Source organism: Serratia nevei (assembly GCF_024160145.1).
Lineage (GTDB): Bacteria > Pseudomonadota > Gammaproteobacteria > Enterobacterales > Enterobacteriaceae > Serratia > Serratia nevei_A.
Genome location: NZ_JAMYWQ010000025.1, coordinates 18,980 through 41,418, shown reverse-complemented (window position 1 = coordinate 41,418; position 22,439 = coordinate 18,980). Strand labels below are relative to the sequence as shown.

The window sequence follows — 22,439 nt, the reverse complement described above, 5'->3', positions numbered from 1 at the left end:
ATTCAGTGTTCATTGCTGCCATCGCCCGCGCTCAGCACGCGGCACGGCAGCAGTAAAGTGTTCATCAGCATCTCTTGCGGCAGCGGCGTCGGCATTTGTACTTCGCACTGCGCCGCACCGTTCCAGCGCACCGTCATGCGTTCGCCGGCGTTGATGCCGCTCAGGTAGACACTGCCGCCGTCGTTGACGATGCCGGTCTCTTGCTTACGCGCATTCAGCACCGTGGCGCCGAACGGCGGTTCGCTGCCGTCCGCCAGTTTGATCACCGCCATCGCCTTCTCCCCGGCGATCACATCAAACTTGCGGTAGCCAATGGCGCCTTCGGTCAGCGTTGCCTGCACCACCGATTTGGTGGCCTCGGCGTTGTTACCCAGCTTGTCCAGATCGATGCTGGCCTTGTTGCGGTAGTAGCTGTTGACGTCGGTTACCACCGCCTTGCCGAAGCGGTTGGTTTCCACGGTGCTGCCGTAGCCGCGCACCGGCACCCCGGCCACGCCGTTGGTATCCAGCAGAATGCGCGTGCCGCCCGCCATATTGCTGCGGTGCAGCGCGCCGCCTTCCGGCGTTAACGTCATGCCGCCCTGTGCCGAGAAGCCGATCGCGCTGTATCTGTCCTGCTGATAGCTGGCGTTGGCGCTAACCCGCGCCAGATCGCCCTCGCGGTTGTAATAGCCGCTCATGTTGACGCCGCTTTGCGAACTGCCGGCGCTCAGCTGGTAGTTGCTGTGCTCGTCGATGCGATCGTAATACCCCGCGCGATTGGTGACGTCGTTGCGGCTCACCGTCGCGTTGTAGCTCAGCGTGGCGCCGTTGCCCCACGGCAGCGACAGCGACAGGTAAGCCCCGTCGTCGTTGGTCTCGTTGTAGCGGTTGCGATAGGCCGACAGCGACACGCTCAGGTTGCGAAAACGGCCGATGTCGAAATAGCGCGACAGCGTCAGGCTGTAGCGATCGTTAGCCGGCCGATCCCAGTAGGTCTGGTGGTTGTAGTTGAGATAGGCGCTCAACCCCAGGTCACGCAACTGCTGGTTATAGCTGATGGTATACATCTCTTTGCTGTTGCCGCTCCGCTGGCCTGAATAACGCGCATCCAGATATTCGCCCATACTCATAAAATTCTCCTGCGAGAAGCGGTAGCCGGCGAAGGTGACCTGGCTGTCCAGCTCGTCGAAGGTCTTCGAGTAACTCAGGCGGTACGAGCCGCCGCTCAGCGTGCCTTCTTCCTGCGGCAGCCTGGCCCGCGACTGGGTAGCGTCGAACGACAGCGCTCCCAGCACCATCAGGTCACGGCCGATCCCCAGCGCCGCCGCGTTGTAATCACCGCCCGACAGAGCACCGCCGTACAGTGACCAGCCGTTGCTCACTCCCCAGGAAAACTCACCGGTGCCGAACAGCGGCCCACGGGAACGGTGCTGCCAGTCCGAGGGTTTACCCGCCGCCAGCTTGTAACGTACCGAACCGGGCCGCGTCAGGTACGGAATGCTGGCAGTGCTCATCTTGAACGCCTGCACGCTGCCGTCCTGCTCTTCCACCCGCACGTCCAGCTCGCCGCTGACCGCATCGTTGATGTCCTGAATACGGAACGGCCCCGCCGCCACCTGGGTTTCGTACAGCACCCGCCCCTGCTGGCTGACGATCACCTTGGCGTTGCTCTTCGCCACCCCGACCACTTCCGGCGCATAGCCGCGCAGGTTCGGCGGCAGCATGTTATCGTCGGAGCGCAGGCTCAGGCCGCCGAAGCGAAAGCCGTCGAACAGGCCGGAGTCGAGATAGTCCTCACCGACCGTCAGCTTCGAACGCAATGCCGCCAGCGCCCGATAGGCGTAGTAACGGCTCCAGTCCAGCCGCTGATCCGTCCCCTGGCCGGAACCGGTCTGATGGTTAAGATTCCCCTGCCAGTCGGCGCGCAGCCGCCAGGCACCGAGGTTGGCACCCGCCGTGCCGTTGCCGCTCAGGCTGTAGCCGTTGGTCCCTTGCCGCTGCTGGGTCTGGCCGTTGACGCTGTAGTCGAACAGCAGCCCGGGAATGCCTTCGTCCCAGCGGGAAGGCGGATCCCAGTCCTCGGAGGTATATTCCAGATAGGTCTGCGGAATACCCAGGTACAGCGACGAAGTGGACAGATCGCCGCGCACTTCCATCCCCTTCAGGCTCGACTCGTCCAGACATTCGCCCTGATGCCACCAGCTCAATGTTTTCAGCTGTGCGTCTTTCAGGCCCAGCTGTTCCACCAGCGTTTTGGTGACACAGGCGCGACTGCCATTGGGATCGTCATCCGGCGCATAGAACGGCACCGGCTGCTCCGGCAGGTCGCTCTTGTTGAGATGCACCAACATGGTATACACACCGGGCATAATGTAACCGCCGCGCGAAAACTGGCTGAGATCGATATTTTTCCGATCGTTGACGTCCAGCACGTCGGTATTGAACTGGATCTCCTCGGCGGCATATCCCAGAGAAACAAAGCCGCCAATCGCCAGCGAAATTAACAGCCCCAGTTTTTTTAAATTAAACAGCTTCCCTGAAGTTGGCGACATCATGACTCCATTCCCTAATTGTTTTATTATGGCGGCGAGTTTCTCCGCTTAACGCTCAGTAATAATCGAGCTTAAACCGCACGGCAGAAGAGAAGCTCCCAGCTTTGAACGGTTGGTTATTGCTGACCAGCGTCATGCTGTATTTCAATGTCATATCACCCGGGATAATCGCGGACGCCGGCAACGGCTCTCCAGGCAGCGCAACATTTCCCTGCTCATCGTAAATCATTATGGCGACACCGCCGGCTTCACCGTGAACGCCAAATAAATCACCGTCAGCTTCGCCGTCAAATGTCACCTGAAACTGTTTCCAGTCAGGTAACTCCTTACTCGGCCTTTCCAATATGCAGTTAATGAGTTTAATGGCAAATGATCGGTCACGTCCTTTACCCTGCCGGGTTATTTCACCCATCGACGTAATATCGATATCGATTATCTGCTCCCGACTTTCGGTGGCGATAGCGCAGGCGGTATCTATAATGGCCCCTTGCATATTTACCCGCCCTTCTCCCTGAGAGAATACCGCCGCCCTGGCTACAGGGGATAGCGCCGCGAGCAATAGGCAAGAGATCGAAATAATCACGAGTACGTGTTTCATTATCTGATCCTGTAATAATCCTATCCGTTAAAACAGCATGCGGGCAGCCCCGCATGCTGGAAACACACTTAAGGCATCAGGTAACGATTACTGATAGGCCAGGGTGAAGTCGGCTACGGACTGGAATTCGCCCGGGACGATCGCGGTGGTAGAAGCCGTTGCGCCCTGCAGGTAAGCAGCGAAGCTCAGGGTGTTGTTACCGTTCTGCAGTTCACGTGCCTTGCTTGCTTTGCCCAGCTCAATGGTCGTGCCGGCACCGTCTGTGATAGCAATGCCCGCACCTTTAGCCGTGCCGGTAATACCCAGCAGTTTTTCGTTCGCTTCAGAAGCAGAACCACTGAAGGTCAGAGAAACGGTATTGTTCTTACCTGGATCCTTGTCATCAGTAATCAAGTCACAGTTTTCCAGTTTGATCTGGAAGTTACGCGGCGTAGATTTACCGCCAGTCTTCAGCGCCACATTAGAGATCGCGCCCAGTTCTACGGTCTGATCGAGAGATTCAGGGGCGATCGAGCAAGGAGCCTCGATAATGGAACCGGTGAAGGTCACTTGGCCGTGGCCCTGATCTTTAACTGCCGCGTGGGCAACAGAGGTCATACCAAAAGCCACTACGGCCGCCATCATGATTTTATTCAGTTTCATAGTAATTCCTTACATTCCTTAGTAAGAAGAAAAACGCATTAAATGTTTATCCACGCGTTAACCAGCAAGAGATTAAAATAATCATTTCCTGTTAGTCAGGTGGTTCCGACACATCACCATCTGGCATTCCGTGTCAGTCCCTATAACTTACCAGCCAAAAATAAAATTGGAACTATGTACTTAAAATGTACATAAAAACAAAATTTAAAACTTAAATATATAAATAAATTAGGTTTAACAACCAAAAATAGACTTTCAGTTATTAATCGTTATTATTTAATAAAAATCTATTAAATCGTTATAATGATAATTTTACAGGTAATTAGAAAAATCCTATTCCAATTAACCTACATTGATTGAAAAAACAAAAACCAAGACGCAGAATAGCAACTCGACAGGCAAGTTGAAGGCTATAAAAATGAGCTACAAAATAAATGAAAGTATTATTTTCAATGAGATAAGCGGCACATTGATTAAAATAGGAAGTGAAGATAAAAGCGTGACTCTGATTCGTTCAACCAGCCGACTTCTTTCTTTTCTCATCAGGCACAATAACGAGCTTTTACTGCGTGAAAGATTATTGAATGAGGTATTAGTCGACTATGGGCTTAAGGCATCGAATAATAACCTCAACAATTATATCTCTATACTCAGAAAATCGCTGGCGCAACTTGGGGAAGAAGAGTTAATCATTACCTACCCACGACAGGGCTTTAAATTCGTTGCCAGTCACATTCAGGCATTGTGTATTGATACCGGGCCAACAGAGAGCATAGACAAACGAGAAGATGGCTACTATATGGAAATAGGGGCACAGGTTGCTGCCCCAAATGAACCGGAGCCAACCAACCTGGCGGATGGCCAGTTAAACGAGAGCCCAGTTACGGAAACGCACAATGCCACAAGCAGGAAGACGCGTATTTCCGCTATGCACCTGGTGGCCTTTATTGGCACGTTGCTGATGCTGCTCAGCGCTGTTTACTTATATGAAAAGGATGGCGACATGGGAATTCACCCGTTGGGGAACTATTTGAAATGCCAGGTTTACACCGTTAAATCCAGCACCGGCAACCTGTATGAGATGGGCGAGATAATACAGAACAGCGGCTTTGACTGCCAAAAGAACGCCAATGTTTATTATTACAGTGACGTCAGAAACGAACATGAAGATGCCTCCTCAATGGCCGTTATCACGTTTTGCCCCGTAGGGGCCAATACACCTTGTATTAACCGTTACATTAATAAAAAAACCAATAACGCTTCTTGATTTCGCTCCCAGGGTCGACATTCTCTGCGGTTTTCCTGGCGATATATCCGCCGGGAAGGCCACCTGCCCGGCGGTAGGCTCCGGCCGCTAAAGCGGGCCCCGCGACGCTCCTCCCTACGCAGCAGCCGCAGGCGGTTTGTGCAGACGACAGCCCGCCACTCTGGCAGAGTGGCGGGCATAACAAAGCAAAAAAACGCCGGCGTGTATCAATCCGCCGGCGATAAGAGCATTAACCCTATAAATTAGTTATATGAAACGCTGAACTGAACGGACGCATTGGCATCCCCCATCGTCACCGGCCCCGTCGACTGATAAGAAGCGTAGTAAGGGAGCTCATAGGTCGTTTTCCCCTCCAACGGCACAACAGAAACACCGCCAGGCACGATCGGTGCATTTTTCTCATTACTGATCCGCAGCCCCAAACCTTCGGCACCGCCATCGTTCAACTTGAACAGCTCCTTGCTATCGCCAGCATTGGCACCTTCAAATTTGATCTGCGCGGTGGAAAGATTCACAGGACAATTTTTCAACGTAAGCTTGAAAGCCTGTTTAGTGCTCTCTGCGCCAACCTCGCTGAATGCGGATGCAGTAACGTCACCCATTTTGACATCCAGCGTAGGATCAACCGCACAGCTGCTGTTCAGTACTTTTCCGGTGAAGTTGATCACGCCATCGGCCGCCATTGCGGGGGCTGCCGCTATTACCGTAGCCAGTGTTGAAGCTATCAGATAGTTTCTCATATAATTCCCTTATATTTAGATATGAATCATTCATTATTAAGATGCAAAATGCATCCCTTTCTCGCGGCCACTACGCCGCCTTTCGGCACCAACACCGTTGCTGCCAAAACCGTGATAACAATAAATGTCGCGATAATATTTGTTGCGAATGACTTGATATCCACCGTTGCCACATGACTCATTCACACTACGAAAAGTCATAAAAACAATACGGCGAACAACATATAATTTAATGATATTTATGGTTTTTTTATTTTCATTATAGACGAACAACGCAAATAAATTCAACCACCCATATTAACAAAGAAAAATCCTAAAAACCGGAAACGTAAATATTAATAAATATAATACAAACAATCCCAGCGCAGAAATAACAATAAAATGAAGCCCCCCTAAAGCGGCTGGGTTATGAAGAATAACAGTAACAGAAAAGAAATCCGCACAACGGACAGGAAAACGCAGGAGTAAATCGAAATTTCATTCACAGTTTCAAAATGAAAATAATACCTTAGCAATTAAGATAAATAATATTTAACGAAAACATATAGATTAAAAAAGGGGTAATGAATTAAATTCAACAGCCAATAGCCAGAATACTCTTAGCAATTATTCGGCTATCTATCATGAGGGGGGAACGCTGGCGTGTTCGGTAACCCAAACGCAGCGCAGTCTGACGGGAACCGGGCGTCAGGAACGACACCCGGCTCAAGGGGATGATTACTCGTCTTCCAGATAGGTATAACCGTACAGGCCGGCTTCAAACTCTTCCAGGAACTGCGCCTGCAGCTCGCCGTCCAGGTCGGTTTCTTTCACCTGATCGCGGAATTTGGCCAGCAGCGCGCTCGGATCGAGCTGCACGTACTCCAACATGTCCGCCACGGTATCGCCCTCGTCGGACAGTTCGGTCTCGACGCTGCCGTCCGGGAACACGTACACGTCAACCGAGGCGGTATCGCCGAACAGGTTGTGCATGTTGCCGAGGATCTCCTGATACGCACCGACCATGAAGAAGCCCAGCGCCGGCGGGTTCTCCGGATCGTACGGCGGCATCGGCATGGTGGTCGCCACGCCGTCGCCGTCGACGTAGTGGTCGATGGTGCCGTCGGAGTCGCAGGTGATGTCGAGCAGCACCGCGCGGCCTTCCGGCGGCTTATCCAGCCCTTCCAGCGGCAGCACCGGGAACAGCTGATCGATACCCCAGGCATCCGGCATCGATTGGAACAGCGAGAAGTTGACGTAGAACTTGTCCGCCATGCGCTCTTGCAGTTCGTCGATGATCGGACGGTGCGCGCGGTTGCTCGGATCGAGCTGCTGCTGGATCTTGTTGCAGATGTTCAGATACAGCTGCTCGGCCCAGGCGCGCTTGGTCAGATCCAGCATGCCGTGCGCATATTGGGTATGCACGTCGTGCAGATCCATCTGGCTGTCGTGCAGCCATTCGCGCAGCGAGCGGCGGTTCTCCGGCTCGTTCATTTCCAGCCAGGTTTCCCACATGCTTTCCAGCGCGCGCGGCGCGTCGGCTTCCGGCGGCAGCGGTTCGCTGAACTCATTGCGCTCGACGCCGATCACGTTGGAGACCAGCACCGTGTGGTGCGCGGTCACGGCGCGGCCGGACTCGGTGATCACCGTCGGATGCGGCAGGCCGTGTTCGTTACAGGCGTCGCCGATGCCCCAAATCACGTTGTTGGCGTATTCGTTCAGGCCGTAGTTCACCGAGCAGTCGGACTGCGAGCGGGTGCCTTCGTAGTCGACGCCCAAGCCGCCGCCCACGTCGAAGCACTGAATGTTGACGCCCAGCTTATGCAGTTCAACGTAGAAGCGCGCCGATTCGCGCACGCCGGTGGCGATGTCGCGAATGTTGGCCAGCTGCGAGCCCAGGTGGAAGTGCAGCAGTTGCAGGCTGTCGAGACGGCCCGCTTCGCGCAGGGTCTCCACCAGCTTCAGCACCTGCACCGCCGCCAGGCCGAACTTGGATTTTTCGCCGCCGCTCGACTGCCATTTGCCGGAGCCCTGCGAAGCCAGACGCGCACGCACGCCCAGGCGCGGCACCACGTTCAGCCGTTCGGCTTCTTCCAGCACCAGGTTGATCTCGGACATCTTCTCGATCACCAGGTACACCTTGTGCCCCAGCTTTTCCCCGATCAGCGCCAGGCGAATGTATTCACGGTCTTTATAGCCGTTACAGACGATCACCGAGCGGGTCATGCCGGCATGCGCCAGCACCGCCATCAGCTCGGCCTTGGAGCCGGCTTCCAGCCCCAGCGGTTCCCCGGAGTTCACCAGCGACTCAATCACGCGGCGATGTTGGTTTACCTTGATCGGATACACCAGGAAATAGCCGCCCTGGTAACCGAAAGACTCACGCGCGCGTTTGAACGCGGCGTTGATCGAACGCAAGCGATGCTGGAGGATCTGCGGGAAGCAGAACAGCGCAGGCAAACGCTGGCCGTCTTGCTGGCGCGTTTTCACCAGTTCTGCCAGATCGACGCGCGCCTGCGGGACATCCGGGTCCGGGCATACGCTGATATGGCCCAGCTCGTTGACGTCATAGTAATTGTTGCCCCAGTAGGCGACGTTATAAGTGCGCAGCATCTTGCTGGCATTACGATCATTCATGGCAACCTCCTGCATGGAGCGCAAAGATAAAGACTCGCCCGCAACCGGCGGGCGGTGAATCAACAGATCATCAGACATGGTTCGCCTCACATTCCGCACTGACGAAACCGTCAGCCACTATCGCAGCTACCACCCGCGAGAACAACCCAACAAGCCGCGCTGGCGGCAGCGAAGAGAACTGCCGTTCGCGGTCAGCGATCGGTTTATCACTCATATAATTGTAAGACACCCTGTTCAAACCTCGTGAATCGGGCCAAGAAACATCCCACAGGAAGGCTGCAGGCTACCCTTGTTCAGTTCTTCAGACGACCGTTAGCCGGCCCGAGAATCCTGAGTAGCGGCCAAGTGTTTATCGCACCTGGTAAGTGACAGAGAGACAAGACGGGAAACAGCAGAAGAATGTGCGCCAGAACGGCACTGCTGTTGGGAACCAACAACCGGTAGACAACGGATCATTAATCCAACCACCTCCACGCGCGCCGTTCGGAGTGAACGACCCAGCCTCTAAAATAGTGTAAGAACGTGACCGTTCGATGAAGCGGCGGCGCTCACGGCGAACGCCTGCGACGGATAATAGCGCAACGCCGGCGAATGCAAAGCGGAAGTTTATCGCACCTTCCCCACCGCCAATCGCCGTACTGTGCAGCAAATGAACCGCGCGCGCAGTTTATACCGGTAAGCGGGTGAAAAAGCAAAATGAAAATTCGCCGAAAACTGTTTCAAGCGATGAAAATGGCGCCAACCCGTTTGCGCAAAAGAGCGAAAGCGCAAAAAAATACTGGCAATCTGGCTAAACCCTGACCTAAAATAGACGTCCAGATGTTAATCCATCTATACTGGTTAACTGATAAACTGCTTAACGGCTTTGCCTGAGGGGCGTTGCAGGATGCATCTCGCGCCATCAGCGGAAGACCCTTCGCTTCGATGCCGGATCTCCAGCGCTGTGCAGTAATTTCTAACCCGTCTTATGCAAGGTAAAGAACACAATGGCTAAACACCTCTTCACGTCCGAATCCGTCTCCGAAGGACATCCTGATAAAATCGCCGATCAGATCTCCGATGCCGTCCTCGACGCCATCCTGGAACAAGATCCGAAAGCGCGCGTCGCCTGCGAAACCTACGTGAAAACCGGCATGGTGCTGGTCGGCGGTGAAATCACCACCAGCGCCTGGGTCGATATCGAAGAGATCACCCGCAAAACCGTACGCGAAATCGGCTACGTTCATTCGGACATGGGCTTTGACGCCAACTCCTGCGCCGTATTGAGCGCCATCGGCAAACAATCCCCGGATATCAATCAGGGCGTTGACCGTACCGATCCTCTCGAGCAGGGCGCCGGCGATCAGGGCTTGATGTTTGGCTACGCCACCAACGAAACCGACGTGCTGATGCCGGCCCCGGTGACCTACGCGCACCGTCTGGTGCAGCGCCAGTCCGAAGTACGTAAAAACGGCACCCTGCCGTGGCTGCGTCCGGACGCGAAGAGCCAGGTGACCTTCCAGTACGACGACGGCAAAATTGTCGGCATCGACGCCGTGGTGCTGTCCACTCAGCACTCCGAAGACATCGCGCTCAAAGATCTGCAAGAAGCGGTGATGGAAGAGATCATCAAACCGGTCCTGCCGGCGGAATGGCTGACGGCGGGCACCAAATACCACATCAACCCGACCGGCCGTTTCGTTATCGGCGGCCCAATGGGCGACTGCGGCCTGACCGGCCGTAAGATCATCGTCGACACCTACGGCGGCATGGCTCGCCACGGCGGCGGCGCCTTCTCGGGCAAGGATCCGTCCAAGGTTGACCGTTCCGCGGCTTACGCGGCGCGCTACGTGGCGAAAAACATCGTCGCCGCCGGCCTGGCCGATCGCTGCGAGATCCAGGTGTCTTACGCTATCGGCGTAGCGGAACCGACCTCCATCATGGTGGAAACCTTCGGTACCGAGAAAGTGCCAACCGAACAGCTGACGCTGCTGGTGCGCGAATTCTTCGATCTGCGCCCATACGGCCTGATCCAGATGATGGATCTGCTGCAGCCTATCTACCGCGAAACCGCTGCCTACGGCCACTTCGGCCGCGAGCACTTCCCGTGGGAAGCGACCGACAAAGCCGCGCTGCTGCGCGATGCCGCCGGCCTGAAATAAGCCCCGACATCAACATGAAAACGGCGAGCCTGGGCTCGCCGTTTTTTTTGAGCGGATGGGTGCGCCTGGATCAACGCAGCGACTTGCCGGCAAGCGGAGGCCAAGCCCCCGCCGCCGGGTTGCCTTACCGTTCGGATTCGTAAGCCAAAATGGCCGCAACCTCCGTAGTGCCCGATCGGATCCGCAGCTCACACAGCGTGCTGCGGGTTATCCATGCCAGTGATATTACAGTGACACAAATAATCACCAGTTTTAACGGGCTGCGTTTGTTCGGCATCATGCCTTCTTCTCCTTGCCTCGCGGCGGGTAAGAGGCTAACTTAACGTTGTCACGCGTTAGAGTAGGCCTCGGGTTGATGGATATCGACTCGGGGCTTTTCTCTTTGTATCTTTCGCAGAAGCTCCAGAGACAAAGATCCAGAGCACCCGCCCGCAGTATATTCATCTCACCGCCACGCCACGTGTTCCTTTTCGCACGCAATAGCGTTTTTGCGCAACCGCTCGCAGCGCCTTGCAACACCCTGAAAAATAAAAAAAGGCTCAGCGTCGCTGAGCCTTTGAGGGCAGAAAAAGCACGGCCGAGATGCCGATTACGACGTCTGCTTACGCAACAGATAAACGAAGTACGGCGCACCGATAAAGGTCGCCAATAACCCGGCGGGGATCTGGTACGGGAACAGCAGCATCCGCCCGCACCAGTCGGCAAACACCATCAGCAAGCCGCCCAGCAGCGCGGCGATCACCATCTGCGGCAGCGCGCGGCGGAAGCCCAGCATGCGCGCCATATGCGGCGCCATCAGCCCGACAAAGCTCAACGGCCCTACGGTCAGGGTCGCCATCGCGGTCAGCACGGCAGCCAGCAAGAGAAGGGTCAACCGCGCCGGCGTCAGCGCAATACCTACCGAGCGGGCGGTGGCACCGCCGAGCGGCAGGATGGTCAACCAACGGCGGCACAGCGGCGCCAATACCATCAGGCCGGCGGCCACCAGCGCGGTACGCAGCGCCTGCGCCGGCTCCACCAAATAGGTCGAGCCGGAGAGCCAGGTCAGCAAGCCGCCCATGCGCGGATCGCCGCTGGCCAACAGCAGGAAGATGACGGTGGTAAAGGCGGTGCTGAGCGCGATACCGGCCAGCAGCATGCGTTCGGTCGAGAAGCCGCCGCGGCCAGCGGCGACCATGATGATCAGCAACGTGGCCGTCGCCCCCAAACTGCCGGCAGGCAACAGCCAGGCGAAGGCGTCGCCCGGCACCAGAAACAGCATCATCGTCACGCCAAAAGCCGCACCGGAGCTGATGCCCAGCACTTCCGGACTGGCCATCGGGTTGCCGGTCAGCTTCTGGATCAGCGTGCCGGCAACCGCCAGCATCATGCCCGCCGCCAGCGCAGCCAGCACGCGCGGCCAACGCCACGGCAGCAAAGCATCCAGCTCCGCGCCCAGGCTCCAGTGCCAACCGCCGGCATTTTTACCCAGCATCAGCGCCAGCGTCAGGCCGGCCAGCAATACGACGCCGGCCACCAACGTCCAACCCGGCAGATTCCCACGTTCCGCAGGCACCTTGTCGCCCAGATCCATCGGCGGCGGCGTGGCGGCGCTGCGCAGGCGCGGCAGCAGCCACAGCAACAGCGGTGCACCGAACAGCGCAGTGGCCGCGCCGGTCGGGATCTCACGCCACACCTGGGTCAATACCAGCATGACCTGGTCGGTCAGCCACAGCAGCAGCGCCCCCAGCAACGGCGCCAGCATCATGCGATGCGCCAGACGGCGCGCACCCAACATCTTCGCCATCAACGGTGCAAACAGGCCGATAAAACCGATAACCCCCACCGCGCTCACCAACATGGCGCTGAAGATAATGGCCAGGCCCAGGGCGCAAAAACGCGCCATCGACAGCCCCAATCCCAGATTGCGCGCCACGCCGTCGTCCAGCCCCAGCAGCGTCAGCGGGCGCAGCAACAGCGCCGCCAGCGCGCCGGCCACCAGCAATCGCGGCAGGATGAACTGCACGGCGCTCCAGTCCTGTTGGTTCAACGCGCCGGTGCCCCACAGGAACATGCCCTGCAGCTGATCGTAATGAAACAGCGCCAACAGGCTGTTGACCGCACCGCAGTACAGCCCCAGTACCAGCCCGGCCAGAATCAGCGTGACCGGCGACATCCGCTTGCCCCAGGCGACGCCGAATACCAGCCCGCCCACCACAATCGCACCCACCATGGCGGCCAGTTGGCGGGTGAACTCGCCTCCCGGCAGCACCCACAGCGTGGCGATGGTCAGGCCGAGCTGCGCGCCGGCGGCGACGCCGAGCGTCGACGGCTCCGCCAACGGATTGCGCAGCACCTGCTGGAACAGGACGCCGACCAGCCCCAGACCGGCACCGGCCAACAGCGATACCGTCAATCGCGGCAGCAGGCTGTAATGGAACAACATTTGCCGCACGTCATCGATATCCGGCGCGTTGAACGCCCGCGCCCACTGCGCCGATGGCAGCTGTTGCAGCAGGTTGTAGATCGTCAGGCCGCCTGCCGCCGCCAGCAACAGCAGGATCAGCGTCAACGGTAATTTCCGCATGCCAGACGTCATGCCCCACTCTCCTGAGCCTGTTCCAGCAGGCGGCAGAAGCGCATCGTCGACAGCGTGGCGCCGTAGAACCACACCGCCGGCACCTGCCGCAGCTGCTTTTGCCGCACGAAGGGCAACGACTGCCACAGCGGCGTCGCGCTGACCTTGTCCATCATCGCCTGATTACCGTGATCGAGATAGATAACCCGGGCGTCGCGCACCGTGGCCAACCGTTCAATGCCCACCACCGCCGTGCCCCAAAAGTCGGTTTGCTCCTGCCAGGCATTGCGGATACCCAGTTGGTCCATCGCTTCCTGGAACAGGCTTTTCTGACCGATGATCAACGCATGGCGCGTGTCGATCAGCGAAAACAACAGCAGCGGTTGCCGGGTGTAGCTTTGCAGACGCTGACGCGCGTCCTGCATAAAGCGGTCGAACTGCGCCAGGTGCCGTACCGCCCGGCTTTCTATGCCCAAGCGTTGCCCCAGCGCCATCAGCGACTGGCGGGCGACGGTCAAGGGTTTGCCGCTGCCGTCATTGAAGCCGAAGCTCATGGTCGGCGCGATGGGTTGGATTTTTCGCGGCGGCGGGCCATAGCCTTGCGACAGCAACACCAGCGAAGGCCGGAGCTGCTGCAGCAGTTCGAGATTGGGTTCGGTGCGCTGGCCGACATCGACCACCGTCGCCGGCAGCGTCGGCTCCGCCACCCACAGGTTGTAGTTATGCACATCGGCTACCGCCAGCGGCGTCACGCCCAAGGCCAGCAGCAGCTCGATCGGCAACCATTCCAGCGCCGCGACGCGCGCGATATCCGGTGGCGCCTCCGCCGCTCGGCCGGGCAACGAGCCCAACAGCGGCGACAGCGCCAGCGCCATCAGCAGGCGGCGGCGCAGCGGATCGTGAGAAGAAGTGAATGCAGAGGACATCAGTAGACAAAACTCACCGGCGCGCCGCCGCTCGGGTGCGGCAACGTGCCCATAGGAATACCGTAAATTTGCTCCAGCACCGGCCCCTGCATCAGTTCCAGCGGGCCGCCCTGGGCGATCATTTCACCGCCGCGCAGCGCCACCAGATGGTCGCAGTAGCGCGCCGCCATGTTAATGTCGTGCAGCACGGCGATCACCGTCAGATCGCGTTCGCGGCTCAAACGCTGGATCAGCGCCAGCACCTCGACCTGATGCGCGATGTCCAGCGCCGACGTCGGTTCGTCGAGCAGCAGGCAGCGGCTGTCCTGCGCCACCATCATCGCCAGCCAGGCGCGTTGACGTTCACCGCCGGACAGGCTGTCCACCAGCCGGTGGGCGAACGGCTTCAGCCCCACCAACGAGATAGCTTCCTCCACCAATTGGCGATCGCCGGCGCCAAAGCGCCCCAGCGCGCCGTGCCACGGATAGCGTCCAATAGCGACCAGTTCGCGCACCGTCATACCTTCCGCCGCCGGCAACTGCTGCGGCAGGTAGGCCACCTGGCGGGCGAAGGCTTTGCTGTCCCACTGCGCCAACGGCTGCTGATTGAGCAACACCTGGCCGCCGCTGGGGGCATGGTGCCGCCCGAGCAGTTTCAACAGGGTGGATTTACCGGAACCGTTATGGCCGATCAGGCCGCAGACTTTGCCCTGGGGAAAACAGAGCGACAGCGGTTGCAACAGCACCCGGCCGGGGACGGCGAAGCTGGCGTTATCCAGCGCAAAGGTCGCGCCGGGATTAAGAAGTTTGTCCTGCATAGATCCTGCTTTGTCCGGGGCGACGCGGCGCCGCCCCGGCTATCCGGTTAGAAGCGGAAGGTTGCGGTGGCGACCACCTGGCGTTCTGCGCCCCAGTAGCAGGCGTAGTCGCGGTAGCAGCTCGACACATAGGTCTTGTCGAACAGGTTGTTGATGTTGACGCCCACGGACGAACCCGGCAGGCCAAAGCGCGCCAGATCGTACTTGATGGTCGCATCCACCAGCGTGTAGTCCGGCACCTTGAAGGCAGAGTTATCGCTGTTGAAGCTCGAGCTGGAGCCGACGTAACGCACGCCGGAACCCAGCGTCAGGCCGCTCACCGCCGTTTCGTGGAAGGTGTAATCCGCCCACAGCGAAGCCATGTGTTTCGGCACCTCGACGGTCGGTTTGCCCTGATAGGTGTTGTCCTTGGTGTACTTCGCATCGGTATAGGTATAGGAGGCGATCAGGTTGACGTTGGCGTTCAACGCCGCCTTGGCTTCCAGCTCCACACCACGCGAACGGATCTCGCCGCTCTGCACGCTGAACTGCGAATTGTTCGGGTCCGGCGTCAGGTTATTGTTTTTGGTCAGCTGATACAGGGCGCCGGTCAGCACGATCGGACGATCTTTCGGCACGTATTTCACGCCGGCTTCATACTGCTTGCCGATCGAAGGCTTGAAGGTGCTGCCCCCTTGCGTCGTGCCCAAATTCGGCTCAAACGACTGGCTGTAGCTGAAATACGGCGTCACGCCGTTGTCGAACAGGTAGTTCAGACCGCCGCGCCAGGTGAACTGCCGATCGGTTTGCTGATCCGTCGAATTCGTATCGCGGTTGTAAGCGGAGGTCTTCGCCCAGTCATAGCGCCCGCCCAGCGTCAACAGCCACTGGTTCCACTCCCCCTGCTCCTGCACATACAGGCCGGTTTGCTCCTGACGGTTCAGATAATGGTAGGGGAAATTGATATTGAACGAGTCATTGCCATACTGCGGATTGGTCATACTCAGACCTTCCGCCGTACCAAAACCGGCATTGATGTCGTTACGCATGCGCATGTAATCCACGCCGAACAACAGCGTATGATCGATAGCGCCCGTTTTCACCTTCGCCTGCGCCTGGGTATCCACCGAGAAATTATTCAGGTGTTCTTTCGACTGAACGTAGGCGCGGTTGATCGTCGTTGGCGCCGCAGCGGAAACTCCCGTGCCGTAAATGCTCTTCATGTCGGTGTCCACCTGCATATAACGCAGGTTCTGGCGCACCGCCCAGGTATCGTTGAAGGCGTGTTCGAAGCTGTAGCCGATCATGCGCTGTTTGCGCGCCATATAGTTGCTGGCTTCACCCTCGTTGAAATCGGTCGGCAGTTTGCTGCCGTCCGGCAACGGGATTAGCGTGCCCTGCTTCGGCAGCCAACCGTAATAGCCGGTATAAGGGTCGTTCTGAATGTTGGCCAACAGCGTGAAGTTGGTTTTGTCATCCGGGCGCCAGCTAAAGGACGGCGCGATCGCATAGCGCTTCTCTTTGCTCATGGTCTGCTGCGTATCGCTGTCTTTCGCCAGGCCGGTCAGACGGTAGGAGTAGATGCCCTGATCGTCCAGCGCGTCACTGAAATCGAAACCGGTCTGGAACAGGTTATCGGTGCCCATCTTGAACTGGATTTCATGCAGCGGTTCGGTGGTTGGCCGCTTGCTGACCATGGCAACCAGGCCGCCGGGGTTGCTTTTGCCGTACAGCACCGAGACCGGGCCGCGCAGCAGCTCGGCGCGCTCAAGGAAATAAGGATCGATGGACGCTTCGCTGTAGTTGTCCCCCAGCAAACGCAGACCGTCCAGATATTGGGTGGTGTTGGTGGCCGGGAAACCGCGGATCGCCACCGCGTCATAGGTCGAGGAGCTGCCACGGCTGGCGAATACGCCCGGTGCATAGGCCAGCGCACCTTTCACCGTATCCGGCTGGCGCATGTCCATCTCTTCACGCGTCACCACGGAAACGGACTGCGGGTTCTTTTCGATCGGCGTATCGGTTTTGGTACCGGTGGCGCTGCGTTTGGCGACATAGGTGCCGACCGGCCCCCAGGCGCTTTCCTGCTGGGCGGTATTGCTACCGCCCACAACGGTAATCGTGTCTTCCTTGGCGGCCGGCTTGGCGTCGGCGGAAAAAGCCGGCATCGCCAGCGTGCCCAACGCCGCAGCGACGGTGATCGCTAACGCGCTGACGGGGGTACGGCCCTGCTTGGCCGCGGATGATGAAAGACGCTTGGTCGGCATAGTTGATTTCTCTGATGGACAATTAAGTGACGAATGTAAACGATAATAATTATTATAAGCGTCGCATTTTATGCAGAAGCCAAATTAAACTGCAAGCCGAATTCATATGGCAAATAGGTTAAGGATTAAGCGCTTAGCCATGCGATTAACAGGGAAATAAAACAAGCGGAAAAATAAAAAAGCCCGCAACCAAAGTTACGGGCTTAATAACAAAGAAAAAATTTTCACCGGGGCCGACGCCCCGGCGGTGATTACTGGCCGAACATATCCTTGATCCAGCCGGCGACGCCATCGCCATCTTTTTGCTCACCCGCCGCCGGTTGCTGCTGTTGCTGCACCGCCGCCTGGCTGGCCTGGCACAATCCCTGCGGATTGTCGGTCCAGACCGGGATGGTACGCCAGCTGCCGCCGCCGCAGACGAAGTTGCCGGCAGAGTCGATGCTCATCTGGTTAATGCCTTCCGGCGGCTGCAGCATCAGCGGCAGCGGCGTCTGGTTTTCCAGATAGCGGCGATACAGGGTCAGCGCGCCGTTGGCGCCGGTCAGCTTGGCCGGGCCGTTGTTGTCGCGCCCCACCCAGGCGATCGCCACTTCCTTGCCGTCGATGCCGGCAAACCAACTGTCGCGCAGGTCGTTGGTAGTACCGGTTTTCGCCGCCAGGTTGTAGTTCGGGAACTTCACCGACAGCGAGCGGGAAGTCCCGCGCGCCACGCCCTGTTGCATCGCGTACAGTGTCAGGTAAGCGGCCTGCGCCGGCACCATGCGTTCCGCCTGCGGGAAGCTCTGGTACAGCACCGTGCCGTCTTCGGCGATCACCGAACGCACCGCCGACAGCGGCGCACGGTTACCGCCGCTGGCGATGGTCTGGTACTCCTGCGCAACTTCCATCGGCGTCAGGCCGATCGCCCCCAGCAGCATCGAAGGCACCGGGTTGATCTCCGCTTTCGGGATCCCCAGGCGTTGCAACGTGGCGCTGATCTGATCCAGCCCGACCGACAGGCCGAGGTTCACCGTCGGCACGTTCAGCGAGTTGGCCAACGCATCCACCAGCATCACCTGACCGCGGAATTTACGGTCATAGTTGTTCGGCTGCCAGACGGCGCCGTTCGGCTGTTTCAGCGACAGCGGCGCATCCGCCAGCCAGGTGTTGAGGCGGTATTTATCCGGTTCGGACAGCGCGGTCAGGTACGTCGGCGGCTTGGCCAGCGAGCCGACCAGGCGGCGCGCCTGCATGGCGCGGTTGAAGCCGGCGAACTGCGGATTGGCGCCGCCGACCATGGCGCGCACTTCCCCGCTGAAGCGATCGACAATCACCATCGCCGCTTCCAGATCCTGCAGGTGACGCGCGGCGCGCAGCGCCGGGATGCCGTCTTCGACCGCTTTTTCCGCCGCGTCTTGCGACACCGGATCCAGCGTGGTGAAGATCTTCACGCCGGACAGGTCATTGACCTTATCGCCCAGCTTGGTCTGCAGTTCCTGACGCACCATCTGCATAAACGCCGGCTGTGGCGTAATAACGCCGCCTTTCGGCTGCACGCCCAGCGGACGCGCGCTCAGCATGTCATACAGCTCGCCGTCGATCACCCCCTGGTTCTGCAGCAGCTTGAGCACCAGGTTGCGGCGCTCCAGCGCCAGTTTCGGGTTACGCCACGGGTTGTACAGCGACGCGCCCTTGACCATGCCGACCAGCAGCGCTTGCTGATCGAGGCTCAGCTCGTCCACCGGGCGGCCGAAGTAGTACAGGCTGGCCAGCGGGAAACCGCGGATCTGGTCGCTGCCGCTCTGGCCGAGATAGACCTCGTTGAGATACAGCTCCAGAATGCGATCCTTGCTGTAACGGTAATCCACCAGCAGCGCCATGTAGGCTTCGTTGGCCTTGCGCCACAGCGAACGTTCGTTGCTCAGGAACAGGTTCTTCACCAGCTGCTGCGTCAGGGTACTGCCACCCTGCACCGCGCGCCCGGCGGTCAGGTTGGCCAGCACCGCGCGGCCGATGGAGTACGGGCTGATGCCGTCATGCTCATAGAAATGGCGGTCTTCCGTGGCGATCAGCGTATCCACCAGCAGATCCGGGAAACCAGAGCGCGGCACGAACAGGCGCTGTTCGCCGTTCGGCGACTGCAGCATGGTGATAAGACGCGGATCGAGGCGGAAGAAGCCGAAGCTGCGGCCGCTGTCCAGGTTTTCGATCTTCGCCAGGCGGTTGTTCTGGAAATCGAGGCGGGCGCGGATCTGCCCTTCTTTGCCATCCGGGAAGTCGAACGGGCGGCGCAGCATCTCGATGCTGTTGGCCTGCACGGTGAACTCACCCGGGCGCGTCATGCGGCTGACCTGGCGATACTGCATGCCTTCCAGCAGGTTGACCATCTCCTGCTTGCTGTACGGCATGCCCGGTTCCAGGTTGACCATGCGGCCATACACTGCCGCCGGCAGCTGCCAGACTTTACCGTCGATGCGGCTGCGGATCTGCGAGTCCAGGTAGACGCCATAGATCGCCAACAGGACGGCGAGCACCAGGATCAGTTTGATAAACAGACCAAGCCAGCGGCGTTTTTTACGCGGCGGAGTCGCTTTTACCTTACGCGGCATGCGTTCCTCCTCCTCTTCATACTCATCATCGTCATACTCGTCTTCTTCGTAATCGTCATAATCGTCGTCTCGGCGACGGCGCGGCGGCTTGCGCGACGCGGTGTTTTTTGGTTGTTTTCCCTTGCGCCCGATGGGCTCGCGGTCATCCCCAGCCATGGCTGTTGTTCTCCGAGCTTGCCGACACTGCCGGCCATGATTAGTCGCTTAATCTGTGCCGACGCCGCGGCGCTGACCAGAAGAAACATCTGAATTCCATACCCTAACTGATTGCGGCCTACTGATATTTCTTCGTTCGGCGCGTCGGTGCCGCATTGGCCGGATCGTCCGGCCAAACGTGTTTCGGGTAGCGGCCCTTCATCTCTTTTTGCACCTCGCGGTAGGCGCCTTGCCAAAAGGCCGCCAGATCGCCGGTGATTTGCAACGGCCGGTGCGCCGGTGAGAGTAACTCAAGCACCACCGGGATGCGACCCTCTGCCAACATCGGGCTGCGCTGCTCGCCGAACACCTCCTGCAAACGCACCGCCAGCGCCGGCGGTTTACCGGCCTCGTAACGGATCGGCAGGCGGCTACCGGTCGGCACAGTGTAATGAGTGGGTAACGCATTATCCAGCCGCTGCTTTTGCTGCCAGTCCAGCAGACGGGACAGCGCCTCGGCGATGTTGACCTGCTTCAAGCCGCGCAGATCGCGCACGCCGTTCAGCGACGGCAACAGCCACTGCTCCAGCGCCGCCAGCAGCGGTTCTTCGTCCATCGCCGGCCACGCCGCTTCCGGCAGCCAGGCTTGCGCGCACTGCAGGCGCACCCGCAGTTGCTCGGCGGCGCCCTCCCAGTTGAGCACCGCCAGCCCCTGCGCGCGCACCCAATCGAGCAGCGCCTGTTGCAACTCCTTGTCCGCCGGTTTGGCCAGTGGCTGAGCGCGCAGCGTCAGACGGCCGATCTGCTGGCGCTTCCAGGCGCGCAGCGTGCCCTTTTCCTCATCCCACTCCACCGCCGTGCGCTGCGTGACGAGCGCCGGCAGCTGTGCCGCCAGCGCGTCGATATCCACCGGCAACGCCAGCAGAATGCGCGCATCGGGGCTATTGTGGCCCTGCAACAGGCTGGGGACGATGAGCCAGGGCGCGCGCGACAGCGCCTCGTCCTGGTTCATCGCCGCCCCCAGACCGTTGGCCAGCAGGTAGCGGCCGTCCTGGCCTCGGCGCTGGGCGATGCGATCGGCAAACGCCTGCGCCAACAGGCGCGGCGCCAGATCGACGTCGATTTGCCCCGCACGTTGCGGCAGGCGTTTGGTCAACTGCGCGGCACGCTGCCGCCAGTTCGGTTGCGGGCGGCTCAGCCAGTAGCCGATATCCATCTGCCCGCCGCGCGGCGGCTCTTCCAGCACTGCCGCCAGCAACGCCGCCGTCGCCAGGCCGTCGGCACTCAGCGCCGCCCCGGCGACCAGCATCGCCGCCAACCGCGGATCGCATCCCAGCGCGGCCATCTGGCGCCCCGACGCGGTGAGTTTGTCCGCGTCGTCCGTAGCCCCCAACCGATGCAGCAACGCCCTGGCCGCCGCCAATGCCGCCGCTGGCGGCGCGTCAAGCCAGGTCAGCTGCGCCGGATCATGGCACCCCCACTGCAGCAGTTCGAGCCAGAAGCCGGTGAGATCGCTCTGTAAAATGTCTGGCTCGGCGTATTCCGCCGCGCGCTCCGCCTGTTCTTTGGCGAACAGATGCCAGCAAATGCCCGGCGCCAGGCGCCCTGCGCGCCCGGCGCGCTGCACCATCGACGCCTGACTGATGCGCTGCGTCGCCAGCCGCGTCAAACCGTTGCGCACGTCGTAGCGCGCCACGCGCTCCAGGCCGCTGTCCACCACCAGCCGAATGCCCTCGATCGTCAGGCTGGTTTCGGCGATGTTGGTCGCCAGCACCACCTTGCGGCGGCCAGACGCCGCCGGCTGAATCGCTTTTTGCTGCTGCACCAAAGGCAGCGCACCATACAACGGGCACAGATCGGTATCGCTCGCCACCTCGCCGGTCAATCGCTCCAGCACCCGATTGATCTCCGCCACGCCCGGCAGGAACAGCAGCAAAGATCCCGGCTGTTCGGCCAGCAACCGCTTCACCGCCGCCGCTACGCCGTCCTCCAGCCGCTGATGGCTGGCCAACGGCTGATACAGACGCTCAACCGGGAAGCTGCGCCCCTCGGACACCACCACCGGCGCTTCCGGCAGCAGCTGCGCCAGGCGAGCGTTGTCCAGGGTGGCCGACATGATCAGCAGTTTCAGATCGTCGCGCAGCCCTTGCTGCACGTCGAGCAGCAGCGCCAGCGCCAGATCGGCCTGCAGGCTGCGTTCGTGGAACTCATCGAGGATCACCAGCGACACGCCCTGCAGCTCGGCGTCCTGCTGCAGCATGCGGGTGAGAATGCCTTCCGTCACCACTTCCAGCCGGGTTTGCGGCCCGCTTTTGCTTTCGGCGCGCATGCGGTAGCCCACGGTCTGGCCGGGTTCCTCCCCCAGTTGCTGCGCCAGACGATAGGCGACGTTTTTCGCCGCCAGCCGCCGTGGCTCCAGCATGATAATGCGCCCCGGCAAGCCGGCCTTGGCCAGGAGCTGCAACGGCAGCCAGGTGGATTTACCGGCGCCGGTCGGGGCGTGCAACAGCACCTGAGGAGCAGACTGCAACGCAGCCAGCAACTCATCAAGCACCGCGCTGACGGGCAATGAAGACACTGAACTCTCCGTGGGGGTTAACGTTAAACGGCGTACAGTGTAGCATTAGCTTTGTCCCCGTAGCCTTTCAAACT

Annotated in this window: 15 protein-coding genes; 2 read left to right on the top strand and 13 right to left on the bottom strand. The window is 59.3% G+C overall.

Annotation, left to right across the window (positions count from 1 at the left end; all coding sequences use genetic code 11):
- Positions 1–2 precede the first annotated feature (2 nt).
- The 3 genes from M6G53_RS17065 to M6G53_RS17055 all read right to left on the bottom strand — a co-directional run bounded on the left by M6G53_RS17065 (position 3) and on the right by M6G53_RS17055 (position 3,774).
- Positions 3–2,537 (bottom strand): outer membrane usher protein, encoded by a 2,535-nt coding sequence (locus M6G53_RS17065; protein ID WP_253333186.1) that lies wholly within the window; start codon positions 2,535–2,537, stop codon positions 3–5.
- 52 nt (positions 2,538–2,589) lie between these two features.
- Complete coding sequence (locus tag M6G53_RS17060) at positions 2,590–3,132, bottom strand: fimbrial protein (protein ID WP_253333184.1); 543 nt, start codon at positions 3,130–3,132, stop codon at positions 2,590–2,592.
- 87 nt (positions 3,133–3,219) lie between these two features.
- Positions 3,220–3,774, bottom strand: a complete 555-nt coding sequence (locus M6G53_RS17055; RefSeq protein ID WP_253333182.1) for a fimbrial protein — start codon at positions 3,772–3,774, stop codon at positions 3,220–3,222.
- A 418-nt stretch (positions 3,775–4,192) separates the two neighbouring features.
- Here M6G53_RS17055 and M6G53_RS17050 point away from each other — a divergent pair, with 418 nt between their 5' ends.
- Positions 4,193–5,041 (top strand): winged helix-turn-helix domain-containing protein, encoded by an 849-nt coding sequence (locus M6G53_RS17050; RefSeq protein WP_253333180.1) that lies wholly within the window; start codon positions 4,193–4,195, stop codon positions 5,039–5,041.
- Positions 5,042–5,283: 242 nt separating this feature from the next.
- On the opposite strand, the gene M6G53_RS17045 is transcribed toward M6G53_RS17050, so the two are convergent.
- From M6G53_RS17045 to yqgG, 3 genes are all read right to left on the bottom strand, one after another.
- On the bottom strand, positions 5,284–5,781 hold the full coding sequence (locus M6G53_RS17045; protein ID WP_253333178.1) for a fimbrial protein: 498 nt from the start codon (positions 5,779–5,781) through the stop codon (positions 5,284–5,286).
- A gap of 717 nt (positions 5,782–6,498) precedes the next feature.
- Entirely contained in the window at positions 6,499–8,475 is a 1,977-nt protein-coding gene (speA, locus tag M6G53_RS17040) for a biosynthetic arginine decarboxylase (protein WP_049198217.1), read from the bottom strand.
- A 234-nt stretch (positions 8,476–8,709) separates the two neighbouring features.
- Complete coding sequence (gene yqgG / locus M6G53_RS25725) at positions 8,710–8,853, bottom strand: small protein YqgG (protein WP_494546271.1); 144 nt, start codon at positions 8,851–8,853, stop codon at positions 8,710–8,712.
- A 530-nt stretch (positions 8,854–9,383) separates the two neighbouring features.
- Here yqgG and metK point away from each other — a divergent pair.
- Complete coding sequence (metK, locus tag M6G53_RS17035) at positions 9,384–10,538, top strand: methionine adenosyltransferase (protein WP_033654692.1); 1,155 nt, start codon at positions 9,384–9,386, stop codon at positions 10,536–10,538.
- Between the two features lie 124 nt (positions 10,539–10,662).
- On the opposite strand, the gene M6G53_RS17030 is transcribed toward metK, so the two are convergent.
- From M6G53_RS17030 to hrpB, 7 genes are all read right to left on the bottom strand, one after another.
- Positions 10,663–10,815 (bottom strand): Hok/Gef family protein, encoded by a 153-nt coding sequence (locus M6G53_RS17030; protein ID WP_074026763.1) that lies wholly within the window; start codon positions 10,813–10,815, stop codon positions 10,663–10,665.
- Between the two features lie 312 nt (positions 10,816–11,127).
- Positions 11,128–13,116, bottom strand: coding sequence for a Fe(3+)-hydroxamate ABC transporter permease FhuB (fhuB, locus tag M6G53_RS17025; RefSeq protein WP_253333176.1), 1,989 nt, complete (start codon positions 13,114–13,116; stop codon positions 11,128–11,130).
- Positions 13,113–14,021: a Fe(3+)-hydroxamate ABC transporter substrate-binding protein FhuD gene (fhuD, locus tag M6G53_RS17020; protein ID WP_253333174.1), complete on the bottom strand. Its 909-nt coding sequence runs from the start codon at positions 14,019–14,021 to the stop codon at positions 13,113–13,115. Before fhuD ends, fhuB begins: the two co-directional genes overlap by 4 nt.
- Positions 14,021–14,818 carry a Fe3+-hydroxamate ABC transporter ATP-binding protein FhuC gene (gene fhuC, locus M6G53_RS17015; protein ID WP_253333173.1) on the bottom strand — a complete coding sequence of 266 codons (798 nt, stop codon included), beginning with the start codon at positions 14,816–14,818 and terminating at the stop codon, positions 14,021–14,023. Before fhuC ends, fhuD begins: the two co-directional genes overlap by 1 nt.
- A gap of 47 nt (positions 14,819–14,865) precedes the next feature.
- Positions 14,866–17,064, bottom strand: coding sequence for a ferrichrome porin FhuA (gene fhuA, locus M6G53_RS17010; protein ID WP_253333170.1), 2,199 nt, complete (start codon positions 17,062–17,064; stop codon positions 14,866–14,868).
- Between the two features lie 251 nt (positions 17,065–17,315).
- Positions 17,316–19,808 (bottom strand): bifunctional glycosyl transferase/transpeptidase, encoded by a 2,493-nt coding sequence (mrcB, locus tag M6G53_RS17005; protein ID WP_253333168.1) that lies wholly within the window; start codon positions 19,806–19,808, stop codon positions 17,316–17,318.
- 118 nt (positions 19,809–19,926) lie between these two features.
- A complete protein-coding gene (hrpB, locus tag M6G53_RS17000) occupies positions 19,927–22,365 on the bottom strand; it encodes an ATP-dependent helicase HrpB (protein ID WP_253333167.1) in 2,439 nt (812 codons plus the stop codon).
- Positions 22,366–22,439 lie beyond the last annotated feature (74 nt).

Excerpts from the sequence above, each read along its gene's own strand:
- yqgG (WP_494546271.1), bottom strand. The coding sequence starts at position 8,853 with ATGATCCGTTGTCTACCGGTTGTTGGTTCCCAACAGCAGTGCCGTTCT.
- fhuB (WP_253333176.1), bottom strand. The coding sequence starts at position 13,116 with ATGACGTCTGGCATGCGGAAATTACCGTTGACGCTGATCCTGCTGTTG.
- M6G53_RS17060 (WP_253333184.1), bottom strand. The coding sequence starts at position 3,132 with ATGAAACACGTACTCGTGATTATTTCGATCTCTTGCCTATTGCTCGCG.
- metK (WP_033654692.1), top strand. The coding sequence starts at position 9,384 with ATGGCTAAACACCTCTTCACGTCCGAATCCGTCTCCGAAGGACATCCT.
- fhuD (WP_253333174.1), bottom strand. The coding sequence starts at position 14,021 with ATGTCCTCTGCATTCACTTCTTCTCACGATCCGCTGCGCCGCCGCCTG.
- fhuA (WP_253333170.1), bottom strand. The coding sequence starts at position 17,064 with ATGCCGACCAAGCGTCTTTCATCATCCGCGGCCAAGCAGGGCCGTACC.
- M6G53_RS17055 (WP_253333182.1), bottom strand. The coding sequence starts at position 3,774 with ATGAAACTGAATAAAATCATGATGGCGGCCGTAGTGGCTTTTGGTATG.
- mrcB (WP_253333168.1), bottom strand. The coding sequence starts at position 19,808 with ATGGCTGGGGATGACCGCGAGCCCATCGGGCGCAAGGGAAAACAACCA.
- speA (WP_049198217.1), bottom strand. The coding sequence starts at position 8,475 with ATGTCTGATGATCTGTTGATTCACCGCCCGCCGGTTGCGGGCGAGTCT.
- M6G53_RS17030 (WP_074026763.1), bottom strand. The coding sequence starts at position 10,815 with ATGCCGAACAAACGCAGCCCGTTAAAACTGGTGATTATTTGTGTCACT.
- M6G53_RS17050 (WP_253333180.1), top strand. The coding sequence starts at position 4,193 with ATGAGCTACAAAATAAATGAAAGTATTATTTTCAATGAGATAAGCGGC.
- M6G53_RS17065 (WP_253333186.1), bottom strand. The coding sequence starts at position 2,537 with ATGATGTCGCCAACTTCAGGGAAGCTGTTTAATTTAAAAAAACTGGGG.
- M6G53_RS17045 (WP_253333178.1), bottom strand. The coding sequence starts at position 5,781 with ATGAGAAACTATCTGATAGCTTCAACACTGGCTACGGTAATAGCGGCA.
- fhuC (WP_253333173.1), bottom strand. The coding sequence starts at position 14,818 with ATGCAGGACAAACTTCTTAATCCCGGCGCGACCTTTGCGCTGGATAAC.